Raw genomic sequence first — 21,938 nt, forward strand, 5'->3', positions numbered from 1 at the left:
GAGATATAAGGAAAACGTACCTCCAGCCCGACCCTAGGTGTCTGGAGAATGGCCGTGCGAACCATGCCTTTAAGAAGTAGGAAGATTCTGTCGCGCCCACGCCGTCAATGATGATAAATGGGAGATTCAACTATGTACCGCACCACCGCCGTCTCAGGTCGATCATCGTCAGCCCAACCCTGTTTCCAGCCTGCGGAGAGGGCCCAACCCCACGCAATAAAACTCACCCGCCGGGAAAAGGAGTTCCTGCAGTGGAGCGAGGCAGGAAAGTCATCCTGGGAAATCGCAATGATCGTTGAATGTAGCGAGGCCAACGTGAATTACCATTTCAATAACATCCGCAAAAAGTTTGGCGTGAGTTCGCGCCATCTCGCCGGAACGATGGCGCGCGAGCAAGGCCTGATTCATGGGCCTGGCGACGGCGTCCGTTCGTCGGGCAGCGCATCATTGACCCCTGCCGAGCCCCTTCATGAACCTGAAACAGACAGCCAAACACCTTGACCTTCCCCACAGCGGTGCCCGTGACGACATGCCAGCGTCCCACGGGCATGGCTCAAACAAAGCGCTACGCATCATCCTCGCCGACGACCATCCTGTCGTATTGATGGGGGCAGAAATGGCGCTTGGCAATACCTTCTCCATCGTTGCTCAGGCACACAGTGCCGATGAGTTGATCAACCATCTACAGCGTACTCCTTGCGACCTGCTGATCAGTGATTACTCGATGCCCAGCGGCCAATTCCCCGATGGGCTGAAATTGATGAATTATGTCAAACGTCACTTTCGTCAATTGCCGGTCATCGTCATGACCATGCTATCCAATCCGACAATACACCAAGCATTGCTCAAACTCGGCATCGACGGTTTGTTCGACAAACGCAGTTCACTTTGTGATTTGAAGCGCTCCGTACATGATGTGATCAAGGGACGGCGATTTGTGAGTCCCGCCTTTGCTCAAGGACTGCAAGCGCAAACCTTGTCCGGACAAGAAGATGTCTGCGCAGCCAATCTTTCCGAACGAGAAGTGGAAGTGGTGAGGTTATTTGTTCAGGGGTTGTCCGGCCGCCAGATCGCCGCGCACTTCAATCGCAGTGAAAAAACCATCAGCCGACAAAAACGCACCGCCATGGACAAGCTGGGGCTTGGCCACGACGGTGGGTTGATCGAGTTTGCTCGGGTGAATGGGTTAGCCCTTTAACCTGAACATCCCCATCTGCCGCAATTTAGAGCTCATCTCTTATTAAAACACCCAAGTCAACGACTCTTTGCCTCAGATCACGAATATCGCGCTCGTCTTCAGGCGTGGGACGACGAGCCTTCTTTAATTTATCCAACCGCGAGTTCAATTCATCTTTTTCGGAACGCAGCGACTCCACCCTTTCGTTCCTGGCACCGCGAGAACTCTTGGCCATAGCGATCTTCGCATTTTCTCGCCCAATCTCCTTCGATGTAAATTGAGCACTTACCTCATCATAGATGGGAGCTGCCCTCCTACTTTGTCGCACGGGTGAAGGCATACGAGGTCGTTCTCGCGGCCGCGTGCTCGGCTCTATTTTCTTCCCGGCATTGATAGGCACAGGTCCGGGATCTGCAGAGCCCGTGTGTATAGTCCAGCCCGCCAGAGGGTCACCCCTTCTAGACGTGGACTGTCGTTGTGCCTGGCTAGCTGCAGGCGCAGGCGTACTAATCTTGCGCACCTGTAATAACCTGTTGAGCGGCATGTTTCCGGTCGGGTCCGAATACTTAACCGGATTGCCCAACACGTACGTGTACGTATTCAATCCGCCCGCTCCAAAGGGGCTCAAATTATCCGGGCTATGAAATCGCATAAGCATTGTATTAAACGCTCGATATCCATTCCCCAGCAAATACCACCCCGTGTATGCCTCCCGTAATTCACCGTTATACCCGAAATTGGTTTTCACCGGCATCTCGGAACTTCGGTGCCCATAGGCTGAATAGGCAATATCATTACCAGTCCCATCGTCCACTTCGCACAACGGGCTATTTTTGTGATCCTGGGCCAGCAATAGTTTCTTTGGGACGGCACCTGCCTGGTGCTCTGCAAGCACAACTCCGTTGCCACGAATAAAACGACTGCTTTCGGAACCCTGGACGTGATTGACCAGCTCACCGTTCTGATAATAGCTTTCCTGTGGCCCGTCAACACCATTACGACCCGTGAGTGTATCCAACGGATCGTAGCGATATCCGCTGGGCGTCTCGCCCGGCAAGGCGCTGACCTGCGTCAACCGACCTAGAGCATCGTAGTCCAGCACACGACCTTCTTCATCCCGGATCATATGACCGTCCGCGTCATAATCCAGCAGTATCTCGGGGGGATATCGACCTGACCGGTGGAGAAATCGGCATCCATGACAAACGTGCCATTGCCGGAAAGATTACCGACCGACAATTTGTAAAAGTCGGTCGGGCTACCAAACTTGACCGAACCACCGTTCAGGGACAGATTTTCAACGCTGGCGCTCTCAACCATATTCCATCGGGCCTGGCTGTTAATTGCCAAAGTCCTGACGTTGTCGAGTCGACCGGTCAGTGTCGCCTGGTTTTGCAAAGTCATATTGGCGGTGGCTCCAGCGTCGGCACTGATATCACCGACCACATCGCTGTTGTCCACCACCATGTTTGCTGTGGATGTTCCTTTGACTTCCAACACCTTGCCGTTGCCGCCGATCAGCGTCGACCGGTTGCCAACCAGAATTTCGGCGGTGGTCGCAGGCAAGCCGAAATCATTGACCATGATTGCCGCACCGCTTTGCCCCTGAACGGTTGTCCCATCAAGCACCAGTCGGCCTTGCTGCGACACCGTCTGGTCGGTGGTGAGCAAAATGCCGTTGATTGCGCCGCGGATCGTACTGTTGGTCGCAGACGCTCGACCGTCGGCCATTTGCAGACCGAAGCCGTTGGTGCCTGTCAGCGTGGTTTGATTCAGATCCAACTGACTCAAGCCACTGACGACCGCTCCCACCGTACCGCCGGTGATGATGCTGCGTGTCACTGTTGCCTTCGAGCCTTGCTGCACAGTGGCGGAATTACCCACTGACAGACCGGTCCTGCTACCCGTGATGGTGCTGCCGGAAATGTTAGCGGTACTGTCCAGCATGTCGATCCCAGTGCTGCTGCCGCTGGCGGTTACGGTGGTCCCGTTCAGCGTCAAGGTAGATCCGGTTTCGAGGCGAATCTCTGTGGTGCTTGCGCCATTAGCCGTCAAACTGGAGTTGTTTCTGACCAGATAACTGTCAAGCGCAGTATTGCCATCAATCAAGGGGGACTCGCCGTTGTCCACAATGCGGCCCAGCGAGTGGGTACTGACCAGCAGCAACGGCATAATGGTCATCCATTTGAGTGCTGCCGACAACGGGTGCAACGCAAAGGTATTTATGGTTTTCATCAGACACCGCAGAAATAAATTCGAAGAGAGGGGGCGCCTGGATGGCGACCATTACTTGAGCTTTCGAAGGCGGCGAAGACTAAAGAAAGATCTCGTCAAAATATGTAGGACTTTTCCGAACGAACGATCAGATCTGAACCAGATGGGGCAACAGGAGGGTTACCCTCCTCCTGTTTTACTCAGGTAACAGAAGTTCACGGACGCGGTATCGCGCAGTGCCCTCCATCCTCGAAAACGGCAATCATGACTTCGACCAGATCGGAGCTGACCACCTCACCGCGAACATTGATGCCGTAGATCACCTTGCCCCAACCGTACTGATCTCCGGTGTCATAGGTAGGCTTCAGATATTTGTCATAGGGGATGAACCAGTCAAGGCCAACTCTTTCTTCCGCCTCGGTGACTTCACGCCCGACAAGGAAAGGTACTGTCAACTCAGTCAATTTGTCCTTTCCGTAGGTCCACCAGATGGCGGTAACTTCTGTCCCCTCTTTTAAATACGTCGATGGCGGGATATGCACACGGATGCCCCATTCCGTGCCCTCTTGAATCAACGCTTCGCAATTAATTGGGTATATATCGTCCTTGTCCGGAAACTCGGGTTCAGGTAGATCAACAATTTCAACCTCGACCTTGATGAATGTGCGTTGTGATTCCTGCGGATTATTGAAGCCGGGGCGCGTCAAGGTGTAGTGCATCGGTAAATCGTCCATCACTGGAAACTTCTCGATATCCAGCCAGGGAATCGTCATCGGGATTTCCTGATCGGCGGTTTCACTCCCGGTAACGGTATAAGGCGTAGAAGTTACCGGCGCACCATTCCAGTACAGCGTCAAGATGTCATCTTTAAGCAGTTCATCCAGCAGTGTTTTAACAAGCGTTACATAACCAGTGGCTGGTTCCCCGATATCGGCCAGGGTTAATTCAGTTGCGCTGTCGGAGAAGCTTTCAAACCTGACCAACCCAAGCGCCGGGTTTACAGGCTCTGGATCAGGATTGTCCGGCCCCGGTATAGCCAGGTCCACCTTCACCTCGATTTTGCCGGGGGACGCCGTCGGGTAATCGCCGCGCAGGACTTCATAGTCCACATCTTTAAGCTGAACTCCCCCTGTGGCAAAATCGTACTCGCCTTTGAGGTGTGACCAGGGAACCGTAATATCCAATGGGAACGGAAGATGGGTACCAACCGGTGTCCGCTTGATCTTGTTAAGCCCCCACTTGATCAGAATTCCATCTTCGGACGTCCAGTTGTCGTACTCCTGAATGCGAACGGTGGTCGGTGAAGCCGCATCGGCACGATCAATCAGGTCGTCATCGGCCAACGGAACCTCTGGGGCTTGCAGCCCATCGGGCAGGTCGCCCAGGGCCACCTGCACTCTTACCGGATATGGCATGTCGCTGCGGTTTCCAGCCTTGTCGAACAGGAAATACACGACGTAGTGAAATTTAGAGCCCAGTTTGTACACCAGATCTTTGGGAACCAGAATTTTCCGATCAGCAGGAAGCAAGCCCAAAAATGCCAACTCAACAGGGTCGAGCTCTCCCGTAGGCGGTTCATCCAGCCACGCGACAGCAATAGTGACAAACTCTTTTTTATCCTCATCGAAGTCAGGAACTTCGCATTTGACGCCGCCGTCAGCCTCCAGAACAGCGGTCGTAATCAATGGCTTTTCCACGATAATCGAGTCGGGTACATCGGGTCTCAAGGGTCCGGTTCGATCGATAGTAACCGGTGACGGATCAGAATCAGTTTCAACGGGTGAGTTCCAGTTCTTCACGCGATAGCGGAATTCGAATTTTCCTTCGAAGTTTGCAAAAACACTGAGAGGAATAGTTCGTTCGAGTGGGAACTCATCGTCAGGCAGGGTGCCGGAGTCAGGAACTTCCTCATTGTGAAAAGACTGGTACTCCGATGCCGGTACCGTTACGGGTCTCCAGTCTAAATAGAGAACATTCGTGAATGGAAGACCGGGGTCTGGACGATCCGGCCAGACGGGAATCTCAACATTTAATGGAGCACCGATTTTACCGATTGGCATCAACCCATCGGCATCCCCGGCGATCTTGTCCACGATAGTCGGTGCCGTAAAGGCTAACCCTTCGCCATCCGCGGATTTTGACAACTCACGTTTCTTGAAGAGGTGTTTACGATAGTTGCTCCGGACGTGTTCAGCCTTCGGCCGGTTGCTTGAATCTGCCATTTTCAATGCTCCAAAATAGTTTGAGTTGAGCCATGAACCCATTCATGGGCTACATAAATTTTTTGGCAGTTCGATACTTGGCTCGAATACTGCGAACAACGCCTTGTCGTTCTGCCAGCCGTAGAGGCCTGAACGGATTAAGCATGTTTTTGTGAAGGACTGATACTGTCAAAGTTGACAGGTGCCGCTGGCATTCAAATTGAATGCGCCACGCTGAAAACGTCCATTGGCCCCACATCTTTTTATGTTCATCAATGGCTTAGGTTTTGGCTGGGTAGCTGCTCTCGTACTGAGCAGTGACAAGTAAACATAAAAAAACGCGATGAACACATCTCATCGCGCTTGTTTTGTCACGTAAGCGATTTGGTATATCAACCAAAAGTGGCGTTCAGACGATGAGGCCAGCCCCCAACAAACTTTCAGGCCCGTCGTACCTGCAGCAACTCGGCCGCGCACGAGGCAATCCGCTGACACGCATCCGCCAGCCTCCTCTGATCCACCACCAACCCAATGCGAATATGCCCCGCCGCGCTCGGCCCGAAGGCTTCCCCAGCCAGCACCGACACGCCATATGCTTCAAGCAGGCGCTCGGCAAAATCCTGAGCACCAAGCCCGGTCTGACGCACGTCTACCATCACGAACATCCCGCCATCGGGTTTGATCGGCCGGATGCCCGGGCAACCGCTCAACCTCGCGCATACCAGGTCACGGCGCTGGCGATACTCCTCGCGCATCAGTGCCACTTCCGGCAAGTCTTTATCAAGGGCCACTTGCGCAGCTTTCTGGACGAAGTCCGGAATCCCGAACAGCATGCACAACGACAGATGCATCAAGTGATCAGCCAACGGTTTCGGTCCGATCACCCAGCCCACTCGCCAGCCGGTCATGGCATGGGACTTGGACAGACTGTTGAGGGTCGCGGTGCGCTCGGCCATGCCCGGCAGACTGGCCGGACTGATGTGCTCGCCCTCGTACAACAAATCACTGTAGACCTCGTCGCTGATCAGCCAGAGGTCATGCCGCACGCACAGTGCCGCCAGTTCCTGCCAAAGCGACAAGGACAGGCTGGCACCGGAGGGATTGTTCGGGCTGTTGAGCAGAATTACCCGGGTTTTAGGGGTGATCAGCGCCGCGACATCCGCCGGCTCGACCCGAAAGCCGTTCTCCGGACGAACCGCCACCGGCACCACGCTGGCGCCGCAGGCGCCGAACACACCTTCATAGGTCACGTACATCGGCTCGGCGACGATCACTTCATCGCCCGGATCGAGCAGGCATTGCGCAACCGAATACACCGCGCACTGTGCACCGGGCAGCACGATCACATGGTCGGCGTCCACTTCCTGGCCGCTGCGCCGCTGATGACGGCTGGCGATACTGCTGCGCAGTGTGCGAGTGCCGCGTACATCCGAGTAATGGGTGTCGCCGGCCAGCAGGCTGTCGATGGCGGCGTGAACGATAGGCAGTGGCGTGTCAAAATCCGGATCGCCGACCGACAGCAGCAGCACGTCGACGCCCTGCTCGCGCAATTCCAGCGCTCGATCGTGAATCTTCCAGGCTGCGGCTCCATCACCCGTGATTCGTTGGGTCAAGGCTGAATAGCGCATGTACTTCTCCTAACGCGCGAGTTCCAGTTTCAACCCTATATCAAATCACGAAACGCGCCACCATCGCGTTCAAATCAACCGCCAATCGCGACAGTTCGTGGGTGGCGGCGCTGGTCTGGTTGGCACCGGCGGCGGACTGGGTGGCCAGGTCGCGGATGTTCACCAGATTACGGTCGACTTCACGGGACACTTGAGCCTGCTCTTCCGAGGCGCTGGCGATCACCAGATTACGTTCGTTGATCAGCTGGATCGATTGAGTGATCTGCTCTAAAGCGATCCCGGCAGCACGGGCCATTTCCAGGGTGCTTTGGGTGCGCTGATTGCTTTGCTGCATCGACGAGACCGCTTCGCCCGTGCCGTTCTGGATGCCGGCGACCATCTTCTCGATTTCCTGGGTCGATTGCGCGGTGCGATGGGCCAGCGCCCGGACTTCGTCCGCCACCACCGCAAAGCCACGTCCGGCCTCTCCGGCGCGGGCGGCTTCGATCGCGGCGTTGAGGGCTAGCAGGTTGGTCTGCTCGGCAATGGCGCGGATCACGTCCAGCACTTTGCCGATGTCGCGGCCCTGAGCGGCCAGCCCCTCGATCATCAACGCGGTGTTTTGTACGTCGTGGGTCATGGTCTGAATCGCGTCGACGGTTTCCACCACCCGGTCACGACCTTGGCGGGCGGCCTGAGTCGACTGGTTCGACGCTTCGGAGGTCGACACCGCATTGCGCGCCACTTCTTCCACGGCGGCAGTCATTTCGTTGACGGCGGTGGCGGCCTGTTCGATTTCGTTGTTTTGCTGTTGCAAGCCACGGGACGCTTCTTGGGTCACGGTGCTGAGTTCTTCCGTGGCGGCGCCCAGTTGTGTCGCGGAGCCGGCGATCTGCTCGATGGTTTTGCGCAGGTTGGTCTGCATGGCGGACAAGGCGCCGAGCAAACGCGCCGGTTCGTCGTTACCGTCGACTTCGATGACTTTGCTCAGGTTACCGCCGGCAATGGTTTCGGCCGCAAGCACTGCACGATTCAGCGGCGTAAGGATGCTGCGGGTCAGCAGCCAGGCCAGCAGCACGGTCAGCAACGAAGCCATCACCGCCACCGTCACGATGCCGATATAGGCTTCGCTGTAATGCTCGCCCGCTTTGGCCGACGCGGCTTTGGCATCGGCGGCGTTGAGCGCTACCAGTTTGTTCAGTTGCTCGCCCATCTGATCGGTGCCTTCCTTGATTCGCGTGTTGATCAGGGCGCGCATCTCCTCCAGCTTGTTCTGCCGCGACAGTTCCAGCATCTGGCTCTGGGCCTGCATGTAGTTGTCGAGGGTTGTCGCGAAGGTTTTGTACAGCGCGGCTTCTTCAGGGTTGGCCGGCAAGGCGGCATAACTGGCTTGGGCGCTGCGCACCTTGTCCACGAGCACGCCGATGCGGGTCTGCGCTTCCTGTAGCGCCGCCGGGTCACGGTTGACCAGGACGCGGAACGAGAGAATCCGCAGACGCAGGACGTTTTCCGTCACGTTGCCGAGAAACCCGATGCTGGGTAATTGCGTTGCTTCCATGTCAACAGAGGCCTGGCGGATGATCGTCATGCGGTTCACGGCAAACACCCCTAGCACGATGACCAGCAAAGCAATGAAGGCGAATCCCAGGAAAGCTCGAGGCGCGATGTTCAGATTACGCAGTGACATAGGATGATCTCGGTAATTGAGGCGGCGAGCATCCTTGCGGGGTTCACTGTAAGGCGGGCGATGGCGCGCACCTTTCAGCTTGGCGCCACTGTTGTAGTTGGTTTGTGTGCGCCTATTCGTTGTATCGGCTGGGGTTGAGGTTTTTTGCAGGGGTTGGGGAAATATTTTTCGAGGGGGGCTGGAGTGTTTCAGCGGTGAAACAGATGCTGCACAGAGATCGGCTTTGCGCAGTAGCCTTTTTGGCGAGGGAGCTTGCTCCCGCTGGGCTGCGAAGCGGCCCCAAAAATTTACGGCTGCTGCGCAACCGAGCGGGAGCAAGCTCCCTCGCCACAGGAATTTCTTTCTGTTGAGGATTGAGTCAGGCCTTGCGGGCCGCCACCCGCCACACCCGCGCAATATCACTGGCGCGCTCGCGTAACAAACGCGGCGCTTGGGCGCAGGCCTGTTCCAATGTCATCGGCCCGCTGGCCAACGCAAACGCCGCATCAATGCCATGCTCGTACAGCGCCTGATACCCATCGCCCAACGTGCCGGCAATGACGATGACCGGCACGCCGTGCTGCCGTGCAATGCGTGCCACGCCAAACGGGGTTTTGCCGCGCAACGTCTGGGCATCGAAACGACCTTCGCCTGTGATCACCAGGTCGGCGCCTTTGACCGCCTCGGCCAGCCCCACCAGTTCAGCCACCACGTCCACACCGGCCCGAAATTGCGCGCCGAGAAATGCCTTCGCGGCAAATCCCAAGCCGCCGGCCGCGCCGCTGCCCGGTTCGTCGCGCACGTCTTTGTCCAAAGCTTGCGCGCAGAGTTCGGCAAAGTGCCCGAGGGCTTGGTCCAGTTGCTCGACTTGCTCGGGCGATGCACCTTTCTGCGGGCCGAAAATCGCTGAGGCACCATGGGGGCCGCACAGCGGGTTATTGACGTCGGCGGCGATATCGAAGCGCACCTCGGCCAGACGTGAATCGATGCCGCTCAGATCGAGACGGGCCAGTTGCGCCAGGGCCAGACCGCCCGGTGCCAAGACTTGGCCCTGATCATCCAGCAGTTTCACACCCAAGGCTTGCATCGCCCCGGCACCGCCGTCGTTGGTGGCGCTGCCGCCAATCGCCAGGATCACCCGTTGCGCGCCGGCATCCAGCGCGGCGCGGATCAATTCACCGGTGCCGTAGGTGCTGCTGGTGCAGGCATCGCGCAGGTTCGGCGGAACCAGTTGCAGGCCACTGGCCTCGGCCATTTCGATGATCGCCGTGTGGCTCCGCGGCAACCAGCCCCAGGCAGCAACGACCGTGGCGCCCAGCGGCCCGCGAACGTGGGTACGGCGCAGTTCGCCGTCGCACGCGGCCAGAATCGATTCGACCGTACCTTCCCCGCCGTCAGCCATCGGGCACTTGAGCAAGTGTGCATCCGGCCAGACTTCGGCCAACCCCAGCGCAATGGCCTCAGCCACACCTTGGGCACTCAGGCTGTCCTTGAACGAATCGGGGGCGATGACGATTTTCATGCGAATTCTCCAGTTCCAATGCGTCCATGCTGCCAGCCGCCATGAACAATAACGCCGGTCCGCTGCACAAGCGGCCAAGAGGATTATTGTTCATTTTCACAAAACCCTTGGCCGTACCGTTCTTTGTAGCCGCTGCTACGGGGTGGTGGTCGGTAGTTCGGTTTGGGGCAGGAGCTGGACGCCGAGGTAGAGTGCGAGCATTCCGTCCAGCTTCAGCGGATCGACGCCGCTGAGTTCGGCGATCCGCTCCATGCGATAACGCAAACTGTTGCGATGGATACCCAAGGCATCGGCGCAGGCCTGGCTCTGGCCATCGTGTTCACACCAACTGCGCAGGGTCGCCAGCAGTTGGCCGTTGCCATCCTTGGCGATGACTTTGCGCAGCGGCCGTAGCAGTTCATCCAGCGCATCGTCGTTGCGGTGCCGCCAGAGCATCACCGGCAGCCGATAACGGTTCAACGTCAGCAAACGCGAATGCGGCAACACATCTCGCCCATAGGCCAGCAAATCACCGACCCGACGATAGCAACGGCGCAACCCCGACAATCCATCGGCCTGCCCACCCACGGCAATGCGCAAAATATTCCAGCCGTGGCCATCGAGCTTCTCCAGCAACCGCTCGTTCTCGATCGCAGGCGTCGCCGGTCGGCACCACAGCAACGAAGACTTGGCCGAACTTACGCACCAACTGTCCGGATAACGCGACATCAGCCAGGCGCTGAGCGCTTCGACGGTCTGGCCCGGGCCGTGTTCCATGCCCAACTCGAACAGGTACGGCACTCGCGTCAACTGCGGTTTGAGCCCCAGTTGCTGCGCTTCGTCCAGCAACCGCGGCGAATCCCCCGCCTCGCTGAGCAGCAGCGCCAGCAGATCATCGCAACGCTGGCGCCGCCATTGCTGCTCGGCCTGTTGATTGCGCTGGCCCACCAGCATCTCGGCGGTCATGCGCACCAGTTCGGCGTAAGTGCGCAATTGCTCGGGTTCGCCGGTGATGCCCAGCACCCCAATCAAACGCTGATCGAGCAACAGCGGCAGGTTGATACCCGGTTGCACGCCTTTGAGATGAATCGCGGTCTGCGCGTCGATCTCCACCACGCGCCCGTTGGCCAGCACCAGTTGCGCGCCTTCATGGCGGGTGTTGATCCGCTCCGGTTCGCCGCTGCCGAGAATCAGCCCCTGGCTGTCCATGACATTGACGTTGTACGGCAGGATGGCCATCGCCCGGTCGACGATGTCCTGGGCCAGGTCGTGATCGAGTTCGAACATAGCGCGGTTCCTTGCATACGTGATGGAACGGGTTGTTCACCCGCACAGGCCTTGGTCGTAAACCCTGTGCTCAGGCACAAAGACAACCACCCAAGGGGTGGCCGAGACTCACTGGGCGATCAACGTTACCCTTGCGTCGCAAAAAATCATAATAAAGAGAGAGCCCGCCATGTCACAGAGCGCCACAGCTACCTTGGCCACCGCTGACGACAAAAACGCCGTCTACAAACGCATTACCCTGCGTTTGATCCCCTTCATTTTCATCTGCTACCTGTTCAATTACCTTGACCGGGTAAACGTCGGGTTTGCCAAACTGCAGATGCTCGACGCGCTGAAATTCAGCGAAACCGTGTACGGCCTCGGTGCCGGGATTTTCTTCATTGGCTACGTACTGTGCGGCGTACCGAGCAACCTGGCCCTGACCAAATTCGGCCCGCGCCGCTGGATCGCCCTGATGATGATCACGTGGGGCATGCTGTCGACCTGCCTGCTGTTCGTCACCACACCGACCGAGTTCTACACCCTGCGCCTGTTTACCGGTGCCGCCGAAGCCGGGTTCTTCCCGGGCGTGGTGCTTTACCTCTCGCAGTGGTTCCCGACGTTCCGCCGTGGTCGCATCATGGCGCTGTTCATGTCGGCAATCCCGGTGTCCGGCCTGCTCGGCAGTCCGTTTTCTGGCTGGATCCTCAATCACTTCGGCGCAGGCCAGGGCGGTCTCGCTGGCTGGCAGTGGATGTTCCTGTTGCAAGGCATTCCGACCGTTATCCTCGGCGCCCTCGCCTACTTCCTGCTCAGCGACAGTTACGCCAACGCCAAGTGGCTGACTCCTTACGAGCGCTCGGTGCTTGAGGCCGATCACGCTGAAGACCTGGCCAGCAAACCGAAAACCGCTACCGATTCGCTGTTGGCGGTGTTCAAGAACCCGGCGATCTGGGCTTTCGGTCTGATCTATTTCTGCATCCAGAGCGGTGTCTACGCGATCAACTTCTGGCTGCCGTCGATCATTAAGAACCTGGGCTTCAGCGACAACCTGGTGATCGGCTGGCTCAGCGCGATTCCGTACCTGCTGGCGGCGGTGTTCATGTTGATGGTCGGTCGTTCGGCGGACCTGCGCAAAGAACGTCGCTGGCACTTGGTGGTGCCGATGTTGATGGGCGCGGTGGGTCTGCTGATTGCGGTGAACTTCGCCGCCAACCCGGCCATCGCCATTCTCGGCCTGACTATCGCCACCATGGGCGCCCTCACCGGCCTGCCAATGTTCTGGCCTGTGCCGACGGCAATGCTTAGCGCCGGTGCGGCAGCGGGTGGTTTGGCGTTGATCAACTCCATGGGGCAGATGGCGGGTTTCCTTAGTCCGTATCTGGTGGGTTGGGTCAAGGACAGCACCGGGTCGACCGATGCGGCGTTGTACCTGCTGGCGGGTGTGATTGTTTGCGGGAGTTTGCTGGCGTTGCGCATGACGCGGACGTTGCGCGCCTGATCATCAGCCCTAGATGATCGTTTGATCGTTCCCATGCTCCGCGTGGGAATGCAGCCCGGGACGCTCTGCGTCCCTTTCGAGAGCTGGAACGCGGAGCGTCCCTTGAGGCATTCCCACGCAGAGCGTGGGAACGATCACATCACAGTTCTGCGCTAGCCCTGCGGATCGAGATTATCCAGCACTCGATTGACCGCCAGCTCACCGTTCATCACGACCTGTTGAATCCCGAGCATCGTGCTGCGATAGGGTTCACCTACCAATGCGGCGAAATCACTGAGCATTATGCTTGCCGATTTCATGGATTCGCAGGCGTGGGCCAGCAGGCTTTCCGAATCGACACCAGGTGCGACGATAAACATCTTGCTGGGTTTGCGGGCAGGTTCTTTGGGTGGCTTGAGGTAATGATCGAGGGCGCGGTCTGCGGCTTCGTTGAGTTTTTTTGAATCGAGGGATTCGTAGGGGGATGTCGGATCTGATTCCGGTGGATTGGGTGTTGGTTTGAACATAGATGGAACTCCTAAAGCACTTAAGAAGAGCCATCACCCTCGCTACCAAACGAATGTGGTGGTGGCCAAACGCAGGTTGGTAGACCGGGCTTTAGGAGACGGCGCGCCCGAAGGCGCCCTGCGCATGACCACCATAAAACCGAGACGAAAAATCTCAGCAAAGGGTGCGTGCTTTGCAACTAAAAACCCAGGCTACCAAACCCGATCACTGTTTTTCAGCGACAGGGAAACGATACAGTCGGGGCTCAAGGCGCACTAGCCGGCGGATTCTGGCGTAGTCGTAGGCAACGGCGCAAGGATGTGTAGCCTCCGAGAGCATCCATCGGTGCCATTTAAACATTGCTGTTTATTGCCACTGCCCCAATGTGAGAGCGAGCTGATAATTCAGATTGCTCCCGACAGCCGTTCTGGTATTTGATTAGGGCTTTCTGACCGGTAAAAGGATTTCGTCATGAGCTATCGCACGCTGGGTCATTCGGGTTTACAAGTGTCGACCCTCACATTGGGCACCATGATGTTCGGCGAGCAGACCAGCACCGAAGATTCCCTGCGAATCATCGACAAGGCCTGGGACCAGGGCATCAACTTCATCGACACCGCGGACGTCTACACCAACGGCCGCTCCGAAGAGATCGTCGGCGAAGCGATTGCCGGCAACCGCCACGAATGGGTGCTCGCCACCAAAGTCGGCTTCGGCCCGGTGGACGGCGTGCCGAACCGCAGCGGTCTGAGCCGCAAGCACTTGTTCAATGGCATCGATGCCAGCCTGACCCGGTTGGGCACCGATTATCTGGACATCTATTACCTGCACCGCGAAGACCACAACACGCCGCTGGAAGTCACGGTGTCGGCCATTGGCGATTTGATCCGTCAGGGCAAGATTCGCTATTGGGGTCTGTCGAACTACCGTGGCTGGCGCATCGCCGAAGTGATTCGTGTGGCTGACAAACTCGGTGTCGACAGGCCGATCATCAGCCAGCCGCTGTACAACATCGTCAACCGTCAGGCAGAAACCGAGCAGCTCACTGCCGCGCAAAACTATGGCTTGGGCGTGGTGCCTTACAGTCCGCTGGCGCGCGGTGTGCTCAGCGGCAAGTACGCGCCCGACGTAACGCCAGACGCCAACAGCCGCGCGGGCCGTCAGGACAAACGCATTCTGGAAACAGAATGGCGGGTTGAGTCGCTGCGCATTGCCCAGCAGATTCAGCAATACACTCAGGACCGTGGCGTGGGCATCGTCGAGTTCGCGATTGCCTGGGTGCTGAACAATGGCGCTGTGACTTCGGCCATCGTCGGTCCTCGGACTGAGCAACAGTGGGATGCGTACACCAAGGCACAGGCGGTGAAGATCACGGCTGAGGACGAGGCGTTTATTGATTCGCTGGTGACACCGGGGCATGCGTCGACGCCGGGGTTCAATGACGTGAGCCATTTTGTGCCGGGGCGTAAACCGCGTACGGCTTGAGATTTATCGCGAGCAGGCTTGCCCCAATGCCAGTCAGTTAAGCCGTAATGCACTCTGTAGCAGCTGCCGAAGGCAGCTGCTACAAAGAATGCGTCGCAGCTTAACTGGCTGGCATTGGGGCTTGCCCGCGATTATTCGATTCGAAAACCACGTATCCTCCGCACCCGTTTCACGTTCAACCTCGCGAGGGCAGTTTGTCTAAAGGTATCGCTTTATCGGTTTCAGCCTCGGTGCTGTTTGCCGTCATGTATTACTACACCTCGCTGCTCTCACCCTTGAGCGGCGTGGAGATTTTCGGTTGGCGGATGCTGCTGACCGCGCCATGCATGACTGTGTTCATGGTGGTGTCCGGTGAGTGGAAGCGCGTGGTCGAGATTCTTCGGCGGCTGGCTGGCAAGCCGAAGCTGATTGTCGGCCTGATCGGCTCTGCAGTGCTGCTAGGCCTGCAACTCTGGTTGTTCATGTGGGCACCGCTCAACGGTTTTAGCCTCGACGTGTCGCTGGGGTATTTCCTGTTGCCGCTGTCGATGGTCCTGACCGGACGAATCGTCTATGGCGAGCGTCTTTCCTATCTGCAGAAAATAGCTGTGTTCTTCGCCAGCCTCGGCGTGCTCAACGAGTTGTATCAGGTCGGTGGTTTTTCCTGGGCGACCTTGCTGGTGGTGGTTGGCTATCCGATCTATTTCATCCTGCGCAAGCGCCTGGCCACGGACAACCTTGGCGGGCTCTGGCTGGACATGGCGTTGATGCTGCCGGTAGCGTTCTGGTTCGTGCAGGGCGGTGAGCAAGGTTTTGGCGTTTTCGATCAGTACCCGACGTTGTCCTGGCTGATTCCGCTGCTTGGCGTGATCAGCGCGTCGGCGTTAGTTGTCTACATTATTGCCAGCCGTCTGCTGCCGTTCAGCCTGTTCGGGTTGTTGAGTTACGTCGAACCCGTTCTGTTGCTCGGCGTCGCATTGCTGTTGGGAGAAAGCATCAAGGCCAGCGAATGGCTGACCTATATTCCGATCTGGTTGGCGGTGCTGGTGTTGGTGTTTGAAGGGTTCAAGCATCTGGTCCGGCAACGGCGCAGGCCGATGTAATTGTAAGAGCGAGGCTTGCCCGCGAAGCTTTTAGCGTCTTCAAAGGGCCCCTTCGCGGGCAAGCCTCGCTCCTACAGGGATTTTGCATGAATCAATAAAAAGCCCGCCTGGCAGTGATGCCGGGCGGGCTTTTTCATCGTGTCATGGATTAGTCAGTGGACAGCACACCCCGACGAACCTGATCACGTTCGATCGATTCGAACAACGCCTTGAAGTTGCCTTCGCCGAAACCATCGTCGCCTTTACGCTGGATGAATTCGAAGAACACCGGCCCCATCAGGGTTTCCGAGAAGATCTGCAGCAGCAGACGCTTGTCGCCCGACTCGGACGAACCGTCCAGCAAAATGCCCCGCGCTTGCAATTCGTTGACCGGCTCGCCGTGGTTCGGCAAACGGCTTTCGAGCATTTCGTAGTAGGTGTCTGGCGGCGGCGTCATGAAGCGCATACCGATGCTTTTCAAGTGATCCCAGGTCTTGATCAGGTCATCGCTGAGGAAGGCCACGTGCTGGATGCCCTCACCGTTGAACTGCATCAGGAACTCTTCGATCTGCCCGGCGCCCTTGGATGACTCTTCGTTCAGCGGGATACGGATCATGCCGTCCGGCGCGGTCATCGCCTTGGAGGTCAGGCCGGTGTACTCGCCTTTGATATCGAAGTAGCGGATTTCGCGGAAGTTGAACAGCTTCTCGTAGAAGTTGGCCCAGTAAGCCATGCGACCGCGATACACGTTATGGGTCAGGTGATCGATGATCTTCAGGCCGGCCCCGACCGGGTTGCGGTCCACGCCTTCGATGAATACGAAGTCGATGTCGTAGATCGAACTACCTTCGCCAAAACGGTCGATCAGGTACAGCGGCGCGCCGCCAATGCCTTTGATCGCCGGCAGGTGCAGTTCCATCGGACCGGTTTCGATGTGGATCGGTTGGGCGCCGAGTTCCAGGGCACGCTTGTAAGCCTTTTGCGAATCTTTGACGCGGAACGCCATGCCGCACACCGATGGACCGTGCTCGGCCGCGAAGTATGACGCCACGCTGTTGGGTTCGTTGTTGAGGATCAGGTTGATCGCGCCCTGGCGATACAGGTGCACGTCTTTGGAACGGTGGGTCGCGACCTTGCTGAAGCCCATGATCTCGAAGATCGGCTCCAGGGTGTTAGGAGTAGGCGATGCGAATTCGATGAACTCAAAGCCCATCAGGCCCATTGGGTTTTCGTATAAATCTGCCATTTTGGCGCCTCATCATTTTTATCAATTAACGAATGTTAGTTGCTAGCAATGCTGAGACCGGCGGGTGGCGCGCAGGAGATGCCCCGCACGCTGCGGGCGAGGAAGTCACCGTAGATCAATTGAAACCCAAATATCTTCATTGTCGACCCAAGGCTATTACGGGCGAGGCTTCTGCTGCCAGAAGACGATTATTCTTATATGCGTAACCGGATTCTACACAGCGTAAATCAGTTGTCCATCCTTCTTATAAAATCCCCCTTTTCGTAGCCTGCGCAAGGGGTTTGTTGCACAGAAAAATCCCCGCCAGGATCAACCCGCCGCCCAGGCACATCACCAGGGTCAATTGCTCGTCCAGCAGCAACGCACCAAACAGAACGGCGGTCAGCGGGTTCAAGGCGATGAATACCCCCGAACGCGTCGCCCCGATTTTGCGGATACCGTCGTAGTAACCAATATAGGCCAATGCCGACCCCAGCACGCCCAGGTACATCAGACTCAACCATTGTTGCGTACCGAGTTCGGCGAGCGCCGCGACACTCAGCTCACCCCGCACGGCACTGGTCACCCAGAGCATCAGCGTGCCCAACAAAATCGAGTACGTCACCGTCTGCACTGGCCCCAGCGTCTGATTCAGGTTTTTGGAGAACAGCGAATAAATGCCCCAGCCGAGCACGCAGCCGAAGATGAACAGATCGCCGATCCAGGCATCAGTATCACCGGCCAGCAATTGCGGATTACGGCTGACAATCACCAGACTGGCGCCGGCAATGCATATCGCGATACCGGCCACTTTTGCCACACTCAGTCGCTCCTTGAACAGCAGCCATGACGCCAGGCCGATCACCGCCGGGTTCAACGCCACGATCAACGATGCCCGTGACGCGTTGATGTAATGCAGCCCGTAAAAGAAACACAGGTTGTAGAAAAAGATCCCGAAAAATCCCAGCAGCGTCAGTTGCAGCCATTGCCGAGGGCTGGGACGCACCAAAGGCACGCGCGCCAGCAGCAGAAACAGCAGCAACGCCACACTCGCCAGCAAGAACCGCAGGCTCGCGGCCAATAACGGACTGAGGCTGTCGGCCAGAAATCGCCCGGCGACGAACGTTCCGCCCCAGATTATGGTGACTGCTGCCAGTTTCAGATAAACCGGTACATCTGAGGAATTCGCCAGGGTTTGTTCACACGCAGTCATAAGTCTCCACCATCAGAAATCGGGCACATGTCGTATCATTCGACTAATGCCCGATCATCGTAAAATGAGTAAACACTCATGACCCTGACTCAACTCGAGATTTTCTCGCTGGTAGCCGAACTGCGCGGCTTCACGGCGGCAGCCCATCGTCTGGAGATTTCCCAATCCGCGGTGTCTCACGCGCTCAAGTCGCTGGAACAGGAATTGGGCGTCGAACTGCTGCGCCGGTATCAGTCCCAGGTCGAGCTGAGTGACATCGGCCAGCAACTCTTACTGCGCGCGCGGGCGATGCTTGGGCTGGCCAACACGCTGCGCCAGGAAGCGGCGGATGCCCGAGGAATGAAACGCGGCACCCTGCGCATTGGCTCGTTCGGCCCGACTTCATCGATCAAACTGCTGCCAAGAATCCTGCAGCATTACCGCGCCGCACACCCGGGTATCGAGGTTCATATCGACGAAGGCCCGGATCGCCAGGTGATCCAGTGGCTGGAAGAACGACGTATCGATATCGGCTTTGTGGTGTTGCCCCAGGAACGTTTCGATACTTTTATGCTGATCGAAGACCAGATGGTCGCACTGCTGCCTGCCGACCATGCGCTGGCCGGTCGCGACAGTTTGAGTTTGGGCGATTTGTGCCACGACCCTTTTGTGCTGACCGAAGCCGGGTCTTCGGAACTGGTGTCGCGCTTATTCAATGCAGCGCGATTGACGCCGAACATTCGCTATCGCTGCTCGCAGTTGCTCAGCACGCTGGATACCGTAGGCCGTGGCGATGCCCTGACCGTGGTCGCCGAAAGTTCATTGCCTGACGACAACGACAACCGCTACGTGAAAAAACCGCTGTCACCCCCGATCAGCCGCCAGGTTGGTCTGGCGGTGCTCGATCAGCGTCAGTCATCACCTGCGACGCTGGCCTTTATCAAACTGGCCTCAAGCCTGAATGCTCGTTGAGCGGCATAAGCGCCGACGGCCGACTATCATGGCTGAACCCTGTTGGGAGGCGTCGTCCTGCCAGCCTTTGAGAGCCCTCTTTTATCATGATGGATTTTGCGAATGCCACTGAACGTCAAAAGTCGCCGAAAGCGTGGCACCCGGATCGCTGTGACTGTTCTGAGCGGGCTGCTTCCGGTGTTGCTGGGGTTCGCCATTCTCTATCTGCAGGCTGAACGTGCGCTCAAGCAAAGTACTGAATTGACTGCCGAAGAAGCCATTCGCCAATTCGAACTGATGCTCGACAACACCGCCCAAGCGGCGCAGCAACTATTGCCACTGGCTGGCCAAAACTGCAATGACGTTAAACTGGCCCTGCGTGAACAAGTCACCCGCCGACCGTTCGTGCGCTCGACCAATCTTGTATGGGACAACAACCTCTATTGCAGTTCGTTGTTCGGCGACTATCAGGAAAAAATCAATCCCGGCGACTACACACAAGGCACGCTATGGCTCATGAACGGTAATCCGGTCACGCCCAATACCGCGTTGTTGGTGTATCGGCTTAGCGAAGGAAACCAGGGCGCATTGACCACGCTGGACGGTTATCACCTGAGTAACGTGTTGCGCTTGATGGGTCGCAAGACATTACTGTTGCTGCGAATCGGCCCTAATTGGCTGTCCGCCGATGGCAAAGTCCACGACGACGCCCTGCCCGTCTTGCCGGTGGCGCAAAACACACTGACGTCTGCGCGTTATGCCTTTATGGTGGCCGCCGGTTTCCCCGAAGGAGAGACTTGGCGTTACATGCGCAGTGAGTACCCGCCGTTGTTCAGTCTATTGATGTTTTTCGGTATGGTGTCCGGCTCGATCGGGCATGTCCTGCAGAAGCGCTCGACATCGCCAAGCCGTGAAATGCAGCGTGCGCTGGAGGCAGGAGAGTTCATTCCTTACTTTCAGCCCGTGGTGCATGGCGACAATAAGCAGTGGTCCGGCACCGAAGTATTGATGCGTTGGAAACATCCCAAGGAAGGCCTGGTTCGCCCGGATCTGTTCATCCCGTTTGCCGAACATTCCGGTCTGATCGTGCCGATGACTCGTTCCTTGATGCGACAGACCTCCGCATTACTGGCACCCTTGTCGGCATCATTCAAAGAGCCGTTTCACATAGGCATCAACATCACCGCCAGTCACTGCCGGGATCTGGAGCTGGTTGAAGACTGCCGTGAATTCCTCAGCGCTTTCGCACCTGGCAGCATCAACCTGGTGCTGGAGCTGACCGAACGCGAACTCATCGAGCCAACAACCATTACCCTGCAATTGTTCGAGCAGCTTCACGGCTTGGGCGTGATGATCGCGATCGATGACTTCGGTACCGGTCACTCAAGCCTGGGTTATTTGCGTCAGTTCAATGTGGACTTCCTGAAAATCGACCAGAGTTTTGTTGCCATGATCGGCGTCGATGCCCTCTCCCGGCACATTCTGGACAGCATCATTGAGCTCTCGGCCAAACTCGATCTGGGTATTGTCGCCGAAGGCGTGGAAACTGCGGAACAAAGTGACTATCTGACTGCCCACGGCGTGAACTTTCTGCAAGGTTATCTGTTTGGTCGGCCGATGCCCGGCGCAGACTTCATTAGAACATTAAGTGATCATTAACTAACCACTTTAAGCGCTGAGATCATGATGATACGCACCAAATTGAATCAAAAGTCTACTCTTGTTACATGAAGAAAAAGTCAGGATTTACTCTTGGTCAATTAACTACTACAATTTTTCATACCTGTGCAGAACTGGCAGGTGAGTCATTATCACCGAGTCGCTTCAAGGCTCTTGGCTTATAGCTTTGTTTGCGGTTGGTATCAGCCAAACACACTATTGGAGTAAAGATATTGTCCAGACTCGCTGAATTCCGTGCAGCTGAAAAGGCCCTTCAAGAACAGCTCAAGCAATTGGAATCGCTGAAGAACGATGCCGGGCTCAAAAAAGAAATCGAATTCGAAGAAAAGCTCCAGGGGCTGATGAAAACCTATGGCAAGAGCTTGCGCGACATCATCGCCATCCTCAATCCGACCCAGGCAAAATCCGGTCTGCAGCACGCAGCAGCGCCTAAAACCCGCCGCGCTCGCGTGGTCAAGGTTTATCAGAACCCGCACACCGGTGAACTGATTGAAACCAAGGGCGGTAACCACCGCGGCCTGAAAGCCTGGAAGGAACAATACGGGGCCGCCACCGTTGATTCCTGGCTACGTAGCTAAGCACTCGCGGTCATAAAAAAGGTTCTTCACGGATTACCGGGAAAGACGCTCTTGATCTTCATGAAAAAGAATTCGCTGTCCCGGTAACCGTACGCCATCCGCTTAATGACCTTTATTCGATTGTTTATGCCTTCCAGCTGGCCCGTG

Annotated in this window: 19 protein-coding genes; 8 read left to right on the forward strand and 11 right to left on the reverse strand. The window is 57.0% G+C overall.

Translation table 11 applies throughout. The features are described from left to right. The first annotated feature begins 132 nt into the window (after positions 1-132). Both CKW20_RS30050 and CKW20_RS17445 read left to right on the forward strand, forming a co-directional pair. Positions 133-501 carry a LuxR family transcriptional regulator gene (locus CKW20_RS30050; protein ID WP_095054063.1) on the forward strand — a complete coding sequence of 123 codons (369 nt, stop codon included), beginning with the start codon at positions 133-135 and terminating at the stop codon, positions 499-501. Continuing rightward, positions 470-1,198: a response regulator gene (locus CKW20_RS17445; RefSeq protein WP_095054036.1), complete on the forward strand. Its 729-nt coding sequence runs from the start codon at positions 470-472 to the stop codon at positions 1,196-1,198. Before CKW20_RS30050 ends, CKW20_RS17445 begins: the two co-directional genes overlap by 32 nt. Before the next feature lie 25 nt (positions 1,199-1,223). Here CKW20_RS17445 and CKW20_RS17450 read toward each other — a convergent pair whose 3' ends face one another. From CKW20_RS17450 to CKW20_RS17480, 7 genes are all read right to left on the reverse strand, one after another. Then, positions 1,224-2,303: an RHS repeat-associated core domain-containing protein gene (locus CKW20_RS17450; RefSeq protein WP_095054037.1), complete on the reverse strand. Its 1,080-nt coding sequence runs from the start codon at positions 2,301-2,303 to the stop codon at positions 1,224-1,226. Further along, positions 2,300-3,412, reverse strand: a complete 1,113-nt coding sequence (locus CKW20_RS17455; protein ID WP_095054038.1) for a pertactin-like passenger domain-containing protein — start codon at positions 3,410-3,412, stop codon at positions 2,300-2,302. The genes CKW20_RS17450 and CKW20_RS17455 overlap by 4 nt, the downstream gene beginning before the upstream one ends. Before the next feature lie 194 nt (positions 3,413-3,606). Further along, the gene (locus CKW20_RS17460) at positions 3,607-5,613 is read right to left on the reverse strand and encodes a hypothetical protein (protein ID WP_095054039.1); all 2,007 of its coding nucleotides are present in this window, start codon (positions 5,611-5,613) and stop codon (positions 3,607-3,609) included. Between the two features lie 419 nt (positions 5,614-6,032). Then, positions 6,033-7,220, reverse strand: coding sequence for a pyridoxal phosphate-dependent aminotransferase (locus CKW20_RS17465; RefSeq protein ID WP_095054040.1), 1,188 nt, complete (start codon positions 7,218-7,220; stop codon positions 6,033-6,035). Positions 7,221-7,260: 40 nt separating this feature from the next. Beyond that, positions 7,261-8,886, reverse strand: a complete 1,626-nt coding sequence (locus CKW20_RS17470; RefSeq protein ID WP_095054041.1) for a methyl-accepting chemotaxis protein — start codon at positions 8,884-8,886, stop codon at positions 7,261-7,263. A gap of 358 nt (positions 8,887-9,244) precedes the next feature. Then, complete coding sequence (locus tag CKW20_RS17475) at positions 9,245-10,387, reverse strand: glycerate kinase (RefSeq protein ID WP_095054042.1); 1,143 nt, start codon at positions 10,385-10,387, stop codon at positions 9,245-9,247. A 135-nt stretch (positions 10,388-10,522) separates the two neighbouring features. Then, positions 10,523-11,653, reverse strand: a complete 1,131-nt coding sequence (locus tag CKW20_RS17480; RefSeq protein WP_095054043.1) for a sugar diacid recognition domain-containing protein — start codon at positions 11,651-11,653, stop codon at positions 10,523-10,525. A gap of 169 nt (positions 11,654-11,822) precedes the next feature. Here CKW20_RS17480 and CKW20_RS17485 point away from each other — a divergent pair, with 169 nt between their 5' ends. After that, positions 11,823-13,133, forward strand: a complete 1,311-nt coding sequence (locus CKW20_RS17485; RefSeq protein WP_095054044.1) for an MFS transporter — start codon at positions 11,823-11,825, stop codon at positions 13,131-13,133. A gap of 152 nt (positions 13,134-13,285) precedes the next feature. On the opposite strand, the gene CKW20_RS17490 is transcribed toward CKW20_RS17485, so the two are convergent. Beyond that, positions 13,286-13,639: a DUF6124 family protein gene (locus tag CKW20_RS17490; protein WP_095054045.1), complete on the reverse strand. Its 354-nt coding sequence runs from the start codon at positions 13,637-13,639 to the stop codon at positions 13,286-13,288. A gap of 451 nt (positions 13,640-14,090) precedes the next feature. Between CKW20_RS17490 and CKW20_RS17495 the strand changes: the two genes are divergently transcribed. Together CKW20_RS17495 and rarD are read left to right on the forward strand one after the other, a co-directional pair. Continuing rightward, entirely contained in the window at positions 14,091-15,104 is a 1,014-nt protein-coding gene (locus CKW20_RS17495) for an aldo/keto reductase (RefSeq protein ID WP_095054046.1), read from the forward strand. A 194-nt stretch (positions 15,105-15,298) separates the two neighbouring features. Further along, on the forward strand, positions 15,299-16,186 hold the full coding sequence (gene rarD / locus CKW20_RS17500; RefSeq protein ID WP_095054047.1) for an EamA family transporter RarD: 888 nt from the start codon (positions 15,299-15,301) through the stop codon (positions 16,184-16,186). A gap of 148 nt (positions 16,187-16,334) precedes the next feature. Here rarD and hppD read toward each other — a convergent pair whose 3' ends face one another. Together hppD and CKW20_RS17510 are read right to left on the reverse strand one after the other, a co-directional pair. Next, the gene (gene hppD, locus CKW20_RS17505; protein ID WP_095054048.1) at positions 16,335-17,411 is read right to left on the reverse strand and encodes a 4-hydroxyphenylpyruvate dioxygenase; all 1,077 of its coding nucleotides are present in this window, start codon (positions 17,409-17,411) and stop codon (positions 16,335-16,337) included. Between the two features lie 244 nt (positions 17,412-17,655). Next, entirely contained in the window at positions 17,656-18,603 is a 948-nt protein-coding gene (locus CKW20_RS17510) for a DMT family transporter (protein ID WP_095054049.1), read from the reverse strand. 78 nt (positions 18,604-18,681) lie between these two features. Between CKW20_RS17510 and CKW20_RS17515 the strand changes: the two genes are divergently transcribed. The 3 genes from CKW20_RS17515 (at position 18,682) to CKW20_RS17525 (ending at position 21,791) form a co-directional block, all read left to right on the forward strand. Next, entirely contained in the window at positions 18,682-19,554 is an 873-nt protein-coding gene (locus tag CKW20_RS17515; RefSeq protein ID WP_095054050.1) for a LysR family transcriptional regulator, read from the forward strand. A gap of 102 nt (positions 19,555-19,656) precedes the next feature. Further along, entirely contained in the window at positions 19,657-21,192 is a 1,536-nt protein-coding gene (locus CKW20_RS17520) for an EAL domain-containing protein (protein ID WP_095054051.1), read from the forward strand. 233 nt (positions 21,193-21,425) lie between these two features. Beyond that, complete coding sequence (locus CKW20_RS17525) at positions 21,426-21,791, forward strand: histone-like nucleoid-structuring protein, MvaT/MvaU family (RefSeq protein ID WP_095054052.1); 366 nt, start codon at positions 21,426-21,428, stop codon at positions 21,789-21,791. Positions 21,792-21,817: 26 nt separating this feature from the next. Here the strand turns inward: CKW20_RS17525 and CKW20_RS17530 are convergent. Continuing rightward, a partial coding sequence (locus CKW20_RS17530; protein WP_141228961.1) for a transposase occupies positions 21,818-21,938 on the reverse strand: 121 nt, incomplete at its 5' end.

The organism is Pseudomonas sp. Irchel s3b2, assembly GCF_900187445.1.
In the GTDB taxonomy this organism is placed as follows: domain Bacteria; phylum Pseudomonadota; class Gammaproteobacteria; order Pseudomonadales; family Pseudomonadaceae; genus Aquipseudomonas.